This is a genomic window from Herbaspirillum sp. UBA812, assembly GCF_002296545.1.
In the GTDB taxonomy this organism is placed as follows: Bacteria; Pseudomonadota; Gammaproteobacteria; order Burkholderiales; family Burkholderiaceae_D; genus Herbaspirillum; species Herbaspirillum huttiense.
Genome location: NZ_DBIC01000384.1, coordinates 5,123 through 6,956, shown reverse-complemented (window position 1 = coordinate 6,956; position 1,834 = coordinate 5,123). Strand labels below are relative to the sequence as shown.

The window sequence follows — 1,834 nt, the reverse complement described above, 5'->3', positions numbered from 1 at the left end:
CGGCTTGAGCTGCGCCCAGGTGGCGCGCCGGCGTTTGGCCAATGGATGGGTGTGGTGGCAGATCAGCACGTACCGGTCCGTGGTCAATGGAACGCTTGCCAGCTCGGGATGATGCTCCCTGGCCATGTTGATGCCGAATTCGGCTTCCCGGCGCAGCACCGCATCGGCCACGGCAGAAGAGGCGTGATCGAGAATCTTGATGCGGTTGTGCGGATAGCGCGCTGAATACGCCTGCAGGATGCGTGGCAGGTACTGCACCCCTACGGTGGGCACACAGGCGATGCAGACGTCGCCACGCCGCGCCATCCCGGTTTCCCGAATCTCCACCAGCGCGCCCGCCAGCTCGTCCAGCAGCCGCCGGGCCTGGGGCAGGAAGTCCTGTCCGATTTCGGTGAGCGCAAGGGAGCGCGTGGTCCGCTCCATCAAGGTCACCCCCAGAAAATCCTCCAGCTTGCGCAAGCGCAGCGTCACCGCCGTCTGCGTCACGTGCAAGGCACCAGCCGCGCCCTGAAAGCTGCCGTGATCGGCAATCGCGACAAACGCCTGTACACCGAGGATGTCGATTTTCATGAGTAAAACTTATTAATCTTTCAGATAATTTCATTTTACTGCTTCTCCGGCAGCGCTCAAGATACAGCCTCAAGTCAGCCCGAAAGGAGCCAGATCATGAACATCACGATGTCGGACGTGCAGCCAGGTCACGATGAACCGGCGGCAGGCGACGCCGTCGAGCCGCTCATCCTTGATCTTCTTGAATGGATTGGCCCGGATGGACGGCCTTACAGCGAAGTGATCGAACCCTGGCGGACCTCCTGCCCTCGCCTGCCGGTCTGGGAAAACGCCAATGCGCGAGGCTATCTGGCACGCGTCCATGCATCTGGCGGCGAGGCCCTGATAAAGGTCAGCCAAGCCGGTGCCGCTTATCTGCAAGCCAGGCGAGGCAGACTGCTCAGCCTGTATCAACCTTCGCCACAGGAGCAATCCATGCAAACCTCTCCAGAATCCATGCAAGCCCAGGTTCAATGGGACGTCAGCCAGTATCTGCGGTTCGGCGGCGAACGCCTGCGTCCTGCCCTGGACCTGATGTTGCATCTGCCCACGCAGAACCCCGCGCGCATCCTCGACCTGGGGTGCGGCACCGGCAACCTGACCGCACTGCTGCAGCAGCGCTGGCCACGGGCCGAGGTGCTGGGCGTGGATGGCTCCGATGACATGCTGGCCAAGGCGCGCCTGAACGTGCCGCAGGCCAGGTTCGTCGCAGCCGATCTGAATCATTGGGTGCCCGAGCACAAGCTGGACCTGATCTACACCAATGCGACCCTGCAGTGGCTACCCGATCATGCGCAGCTGTTCCCGCGACTGCTGTCCTTCCTCAATCCTGGCGGTTGCCTGGCGGTGCAGATGCCGGTCATGCATGACGCGCCGTTGCGGCGCGCGCAGGTGGAGCTGGCGAGGTCACCCGCCTATGCCGATGTGCTGGGCGAGGTGTCGGAACGGCGCAATGTTCTGGAGGTGGGCCGATATTACGACCTGCTGCGCCCGCGCGTGGCGACGCTGGACATCTGGCAAACGAGCTATCTGCACGTCCTCACGGGCGCGGACCCGGTACTGGAATGGGCCAGCGGCAGCAGCCTGCGTCCCTATCTCGAGAAATTGGAAGCCGAGCAATTGCAGGCCTTCCGCACCGAATATGCGCGCCGCATGCAACAGGCTTACCCGCCCGGCGCAGATGGCAGCACGCTGCTGCCGTTCCAGCGCATGTTCATCGTGGCGACCTTGCCTGACTGATATGGCACTGCCACAAAAAAAACGGGGACCTTGCATGCAAGGTCCC

Annotated in this window: 2 protein-coding genes; one reads left to right on the top strand and one right to left on the bottom strand. The window is 62.7% G+C overall.

The window, feature by feature from the left end; translation table 11 throughout:
- Positions 1–570 (bottom strand): LysR family transcriptional regulator (locus tag B3873_RS25315; protein WP_286869814.1); only part of this gene is annotated, 570 nt, incomplete at its 3' end.
- A 414-nt stretch (positions 571–984) separates the two neighbouring features.
- On the opposite strand from B3873_RS25315, the gene B3873_RS25310 reads away from it, so the two are divergent.
- Positions 985–1,788, top strand: coding sequence for a methyltransferase domain-containing protein (locus B3873_RS25310; RefSeq protein WP_286869811.1), 804 nt, complete (start codon positions 985–987; stop codon positions 1,786–1,788).
- Positions 1,789–1,834 lie beyond the last annotated feature (46 nt).